Raw genomic sequence first — 7,398 nt, 5'->3', positions numbered from 1 at the left:
GGGGAGGGAGGCGGAGGTGCTGCCGCTGCTGACGGACGGCGTCTCCATCGCCGCCGTCAACGGCCCGCGCGCCGTCGTCCTCTCCGGAGACGCCGACGCCGTCGAGCGCATCGCCGCCGGATTCGCCGCCGACGGACGCAGGACTAGGCGTTTGCGGGTGAGCCATGCGTTTCACTCCGTACACATGGACGCCATGCTCGACGACTTCGAGCGGACCGCCCGGGGCATCGCCTACGCCGCCCCGCGCATCCCGCTCGTGTCCAACCTGACCGGCGACGTCGTCACCGGCGGCACCGGGGCGGAGCTCGGGGCGCAGTACTGGGTGCGCCACGTCCGCGAGGCCGTCCGCTTCGCCGACGGCGTCGCCGCCCTCACCGCCCGCGGTGTGCGCCGCCACCTCGAACTCGGCCCGGACGGCGTGCTGTCCGCGCTCGTCCAGGCCAACACGGCCGAGGACGCCGACCCGGCCCGCCCGGTGGTCACCGCCACCGCGCTGCGCCACGGCCGCGACGAGCGCACGACCCTGCTCGCCGCCGTCGCCCGCCTGCACACCGACGGGCTCGCGCCGGACTGGGCGGCGGTCTTCGCCGGCACCGGCGCCCGCCGGGTCGACCTGCCCACCTACCCGTTCCAGCGGCAGCGCTACTGGCCCGAGCAGTCGTTCGCCTCGGCGGCGTCCCCGGCCGCGTCTCCGGCCGCCTCGGACGGGGAGTTCTGGACGGCGCTGCGCACCGCGTCCCTCGACGCGCTCGCCGGCACCCTGGACGTCGACGGCGACGCCCTCGCCCAGGTGCTCCCCGCGCTGCGCGACTGGCACGACCGGCGCGAGGAGCAGGCCGCCGTCGACGCCCGCCGCCGGCGGATCGTCTGGAAGCCGCTCGACCGGCCGCGCGCCGCGGCCCCGGCCGGCACCTGGCTCGCCGTCGTGCCCGCCGGCCACCGCGACCCGGCGTGGACCGACGAGGTCCTCGCCGCGCTCGGTGCGGATGCCGTCCGGCTGACCGTCGACGCCGACGCCGACCGGGCCGGCCTCGCCAAGCAGCTCGCCGAACTCCCCTACGCGGCCGAGGAGATCGCCGGGGTGGTGTCCCTCCTGGCGCTCGACGAGTCCGTGGACGGTTCCGTCCCCGCCGGGCTCGTCCGCACCGCCGCGCTGGTGCAGGCCCTCGGCGACGCCCGGATCGGCGCACCCCTGTGGTGCCTCACCCGGGACGCCGTCGCGGCCGCCCCCGGCGACCGCGTCACCGGCCTCGCCCAGGCGGCCGTCTGGGGCCTCGGCCGGGTCGCCGCGCTCGAACTCCCGCAGCGCTGGGGCGGGTTGATCGACCTGCCCGCGATCCTCGACCGGCGCGCCGCCGCCCTGCTCGCCGCCGTCCTCGCCGACCCGGACGGGGAGGACCAGCTGGCCGTCCGGCCCGCCGGGGTCCTCGGCCGGCGTCTGGCCGCCACACCGGGCGGATCCGTGAGCGATCCGGCGGACTGGGACCCGACCGGCACCGTCCTGATCACCGGCGGCACCGGCGCCCTCGGCGCCGAAGTCGCCCGCGGCCTCGCCGCCGCCGGCGCCCGGCACCTCGTGCTTCTCAGCCGCCGGGGCCCGGACGCCCCCGGGGCGGCCGAGCTCCGCGAGGAACTCGCCGCCACCGGCGCGACGGTCACCCTCGCGGCCTGCGACGCCGCCGACCGGGAGGCGCTCGCCGCCGTCCTGGCCGCCGTGTCCGCCGAGCACCCGCTGACCGCCGTCGTCCACGCCGCCGGAGTGCTCGACGACGGCGTCATCGACGGCCTCACCCCCGACCGCTTCGAGGACGTCTACCGCGCCAAGGCCACCTCGGCGCTCCTGCTCGACGAGCTGACCAGGGACCACGACCTCGCCGTCTTCGCCCTGTTCTCCTCCGCCTCCGCGGCCGTCGGCAACCCCGGCCAGGGCAACTACGCGGCCGCCAACGCCGTCCTCGACGCCCTCGCCGAACGCCGCCGCGCCGACGGACTCGCCGCCACCGCCCTCTCCTGGGGAGCCTGGGCCGGCGGCGGCATGGCCGCCGACACCCGGGCCGGCGAGGCCGCCCGCCGCACCGGCATCCGGCCGCTCGACCCGGCCGTCGCGGTCGCCGCGCTGCGCCGCGCCGTCCTCGACACCGCGCCGACCACCCTGGTCGCCGACGTCGACCCGGAGCGCTTCGTCCGCGCCTTCACCGCCGTCCGCCCGAGCCGGCTGCTCGCCGAACTCCCCGGCTACGCCGACGTGCAGGGCCCTGGCGGCTCCGGCGAGGACAACGGGAACGGCCGCGAGCTGCGCGCCGAACTGGCCGCGCTCAGCCCGGCCCGCCGCTCCGCCGCCCTCCTCGGGCTGGTGCGCGGACGCGCGGCCGAGGTGCTCGGACTGCCCGGCATCGAGGCCGTCGGCCCCGAGAAGGCCTTCCGCGACCTCGGGTTCGACTCGCTCGGCGCGATCGAGCTGCGCAACCGGCTCGGCGCCGCGACCGGCCTCGACCTGTCCCCGACGCTGGTCTTCGACCACCCGAGCCCGACCGAGCTCGCCGCGCACCTGCTCGGCCTGCTGGCCGGTGACGGGGACGCCGTGGAGCCGGGGGACCCCGAGCGAGACCGCCTGCGGGCGCTCGTCGAGTCCGTCCCGCTGGACCGCCTGCGGCGCAGCGGCGTCCTGGACGCGCTGCTGAGGCTCGCCGACGGCGCGCCCGCCCAGGACGCCCAGGAGGCCGAGGAGGCCGACGCCATCGACGCCATGGACCTCGACGACCTGGTGCAGGCCGCCCTGCGCAACGACCCCGACCACGCCCAGGACTGACGGAGAGCACCCATGACCACGCCCCACGACAAGGTAGTCGCCGCTCTCCGGTCCTCGATGAAGGAGACCGAACGGCTGCGCAAGCGGAACCGGCAGCTCCTGGACGCGGCCGCCGAGCCCGTCGCCGTCATCGGCATGGGCTGCCGCTACCCCGGCGGCGTCGCCTCGCCCGAGGACCTCTGGGACCTCGTGGCGGCCGGCACCGACGCCACCGGCGGCTATCCGGAGGACCGCGGCTGGGACCTCGGCGCGCTGGCGGACGCCGGCGTCGACGAGCGCGGCACCCGCGTCTCGCGGCGCGGCGGCTTCCTCGACTCGGTGTCCGGCTTCGACGCCGACTTCTTCGGCATCTCGCCGCGCGAGGCCGTCTCCACCGACCCCCAGCAGCGCCTGCTGCTGGAGACCTCGTGGGAGGCGTTCGAGCGGGCCGGCCTCGACCCGGCGGGCCTGCGCGGCAGCCGCACCGGCGTCTTCCTCGGCACCAACGGCCAGGACTACGCGTACCTGCTGGTGCGCTCCCTGGCCGACGCCACCGGCGACATCGGCACCGGCATCGCCGCCTCGGCCCTCTCCGGCCGGCTCTCCTACACCCTCGGGCTCGAGGGCCCGGCGGTGACGGTCGACACCGCCTGCTCGTCCTCGCTGGTCGCGCTGCACTGGGCGGTCCAGGCGCTGCGGGCCGGCGAGTGCACGCTCGCCGTCGCGGGCGGCGTCAACGTGATGGCGACGCCCGGCTCGCTGATGGAGTTCTCCCGGCAGGGCGGACTGGCCTCGGACGGGCGCTGCAAGGCGTTCGCGGACGGGGCCGACGGGACGGGCTGGGCCGAGGGCGTCGGCGTGCTGGTGCTGGAGCGGCTGTCGGACGCCCGCCGCAACGGGCACCCGGTGCTCGCGGTCGTCCGGGGCTCGGCGGTGAACCAGGACGGCGCGTCCAACGGTTTCACCGCGCCCAACGGGCCCTCGCAGCAGCGGGTGATCCGCCAGGCGCTGGCGAACGCGGGGCTGTCGGCCGCCGACGTCGACGCCGTCGAGGGCCACGGGACGGGCACGCCGCTCGGCGACCCGATCGAGGCCCAGGCGCTGCTCGCCACCTACGGGCAGGGCCGGGAGGACGGGCGGCCGCTGTGGCTGGGCTCGGTCAAGTCCAACTTCGGCCACGCCCAGGCGGCGGCCGGGGTCGCGGGCGTGATCAAGATGGTGCAGGCGCTGCGGCACGGTGTGCTGCCGAAGACGCTGCACGCGGACACGCCGTCCTCGCGCGTGGACTGGTCGGCGGGCGCGGTGCGGCTGCTGACCGAGGCGCGCGAGTGGCCGGGGGACGAGCGGCCGCGACGGGCGGGGGTGTCCTCCTTCGGGATCAGCGGGACGAACGCGCACGTGATCGTCGAGCAGGCGCCTGTCGTGGATCAGGCGGAGGCGCCGGGCTCGGCGCCTGGCGTGGTGCCGTGGGTGGTCTCGGCGAAGTCGGGGGCCGCGCTGGAGGCGCAGCTGGAGCGGCTCGGCGGCGTCGTCGGCTCGCCGGTGGACGTGGGGCTGTCGCTGGCCGGGCGGTCGCGGTTCCGGCACCGGGCGGTGCTGGTGGACGGGGTCGAGGTTGCGCGTGGGGTGGCGGGGGAGCGGTCGACGGCGTTCCTGTTTTCGGGGCAGGGGTCGCAGCGGCTGGGGATGGGGCGGGAGTTGTATGCCCGGTTCCCGGTGTTCGCGGAGGCGTTCGACGAGGTGTGTGCGGAGCTGGATCCGGCCTTGCGCGAGGTGGTGTGGGGTTCGGATGCGGAGCTGCTGAATCGGACGGACTTTGCTCAGGCGGGGTTGTTCGCGGTTGAGGTGGCGCTGTTCCGGTTGCTCGAACCGTTGGGTGTGGAGCCGGAGTTCGTTGCGGGGCATTCGATCGGCGAGGTGGCGGCTGCGCATGTGGCCGGGGTGTTCTCGCTGGAGGATGCCTGCACGCTGGTGAGCGCTCGTGGGCGTCTGATGCAGGCGCTGCCGTCCGGTGGCGCGATGCTCGCCGTGCAGGCGACGGAGGACGAAGTCCTGCCGCTGCTGGGCGACTTCGTGTCGATCGCGGCGGTGAACGGTCCGGCCTCCGTGGTCGTCTCGGGTTCTCTCGAAGCGGTGGCGGCCATTGAGGCGCACTTCGCCGACCGTAAGACGACGCGGCTGAAGGTCTCGCACGCGTTCCACTCGCCGCTGATGGATCCGATGCTGGAGGACTTCCGCGAGGTCCTCAACGGGCTTGCCTACAGCGCCCCTTCGATCCCGCTGGTTTCCAACCTGACCGGCTCCCTGGGCGAGGACGTCACGACCCCCGACTACTGGGTGCGTCACGTCCGTGAGGCCGTCCGTTTCGCTGCCGGCCTCGACGTCCTGCGCGCGGCCGGCGCCACGGCCTTCGTCGAGCTCGGTCCCGACGGCGTCCTCGCCGCCCTCGCCCAGCACGAGTCGGACGCACCCGCCCTGCCGCTGCTGCGCCGTGACCGGCCCGAGGAGCAGACCCTCGTCACCGCCCTGGCCCGCCTGCACGTCACCGGTGTCCCCGTCGACTGGGCCCGGCTGTTCGACGGCACCGGCGCCCACCGCGTCGACCTGCCCACCTACCCCTTCCAGCACGAGCACTACTGGCCCGCCCTGGGCAACGGCGTCGGCGACGTCGCCTCCGCCGGTCTGCTGGCGGCGGACCACCCGCTGCTCGGCGCCGCCGTGCCGCTCGCGGGCACGGACAGCGTCGTCTTCACCGGCCGGCTCGCGCCCGGCACGGCGGTGTGGGACGGCGACGCGGACGTCTTCCCGTCGGCCGGGTTCCTGGAGCTGGCGATCCGGGTCGGCGACCACGTCGGCTGCGACCGGGTCGAGCGGCTCACCGTGACCCGGCCGCTCGCGCTGGACGCGGGCACCATGCTCCAGGTCCGGGCCGGTGCGCCGGACGTATCGGGGGCGCGGACGGTGACGTTCTTCTCGCGCCCCGACGGCGGGCTCGACGAGCCCTGGACCGAACACGCCACCGGGGTGCTGACCACGGGAGCGCGCGCCGCCGACTTCGACGCGGCGGTCTGGCCGCCGGCCGGCGCGGTCACGGACGACGCGGTCACGGACGGCACCGGCGTCTGGCGGCGCGGCGAGGAGACCTTCGCCGAGGCCGAGCTCCCGGTCGAACTGGCGGGCACGGCAGCCGGGTTCGGTCTGCACCCCGCGCTGCTGGCCGCCGTCCTGCGGGCGGACGGCCGGGGGCTCGTCCCCGTGGCCTGGTCCGGGGTGTCGCTGCACGCCACGGGCGCCACGGTGGCGCGCGCCCGACTGGTGCGGACGGGCGCGGACACGCTGTCGCTGACCCTCGCCGACGCGGCGGGCGAGCTCGTGCTCTCGGCGGAGTCCGTGGAGCTGGGAGAGCCGGCCGCCGCCTCTCACGGGGCGAACGGGTCATTGCTGCGGCTGGAGTGGATCGCGGCTGCGCCCGTCCGGCCGGTCGGCGTTCGGTCCGTGGAGGTCGCCGGGCTGTCCGAGCTCGGTGACGACGTGCCGGAGGTCGTGGTGGTCCCGGTGGCGGGCGGTTCGACGCCCGGGGACGTGCACGAGGTGACGGCGTGGGTGCTGGGCCTGGTGCAGGAGTGGCTGGCGGAGCCGCGGTTCGCGGATGCGCGCCTCGTCCTCGTCACCCGGGGCGCGGTCGACGGGGTGTCGGATCTCGCGGGCGCTGCCGTGTGGGGTCTGGTGCGGGCGGCCGAGTCGGAGAACCCGGGTCGGTTCGTGCTCGTGGACACGGACGGCGAGCTCCCGTTGGACGCCGTGTTGGCGACCGGAGAGTCGCAGGTGGTGGTCCGCGGCGGTGCCGTGCGCGTCGGCCGGCTGACCCGCGCTCCCGGCGGTGGGTCGTCCGCGGGCTGGGGCGAGGGAACGGTCGTCGTCACGGGCGGCACTGGCGGTCTTGGCCGTCTCGTCGCACGCCACTTGGTGGCGGAACACGGCGTCCGGGACCTGCTGTTGCTGAGCCGCCGCGGGGGCGTCGGTGTGTGGCTGGAGGACCTGCGCGAGCTGGGCGCCGACGTCGAGGTCGTGGCCTGTGACGCCGCCGATCGCGAGGCGCTCGCCGAGGCCCTGAAGGGCCGGACGATCACGGGCGTCGTGCACGCGGCGGGTGTGCTGGACGACGGCGTCGTGACCACACTGACGCCCGAGCGACTCGCTGCCGTCCTGCGTCCCAAGGTCGACGCGGCGTGGAACCTGCACGAGCTGACCAAGGACCAGGACCTCAAGGCCTTCGTCCTGTTCTCGTCCATCTCCGGTGTCCTGGGCAGCGCCGGCCAGGGCAACTACGCGGCGGCGAACGTCTACCTCGACGCGCTTGCCGTCTGGCGCCGTCAGAACGGCCTGCCCGCCCAGTCCCTCGGCTGGGGTGCGTGGGTGCCGACCGCCGGCATGACGGGCACGCTCACCGAGGCCGACCTGCACCGCATCCGCTCCTCCGGCGTCCCGCCGCTCACCGAGGAGGACGGCCTCGCGCTGCTCGACGCCGCGATGGCCGTCGACGAGCCGTACCTGGTCGCGACCGCCCGCATGGCCGCGGGCGCCCGCCCGCGCGGCGAGGTGCCGACGAT

At 76.0% G+C, this 7,398-nt stretch carries 1 protein-coding gene and 1 pseudogene; both read left to right on the top strand.

Annotated elements, in window-relative coordinates; genetic code table 11:
* A partial coding sequence (locus tag ACFV4G_RS42490; RefSeq protein WP_380448857.1) for an SDR family NAD(P)-dependent oxidoreductase occupies positions 1-2,809 on the top strand: 2,809 nt, incomplete at its 5' end.
* A gap of 12 nt (positions 2,810-2,821) precedes the next feature.
* A pseudogene (locus ACFV4G_RS42485) lies at positions 2,822-7,398 on the top strand (SDR family NAD(P)-dependent oxidoreductase); the annotation flags it as partial.

Origin of the sequence: Kitasatospora sp. NPDC059747 (assembly GCF_042732955.1) — a bacterium.
In the GTDB taxonomy this organism is placed as follows: domain Bacteria; phylum Actinomycetota; class Actinomycetes; order Streptomycetales; family Streptomycetaceae; genus Kitasatospora.
Note: the sequence above shows the minus strand (reverse complement) of the source record. Positions and strands in the feature narration are given on the sequence as shown.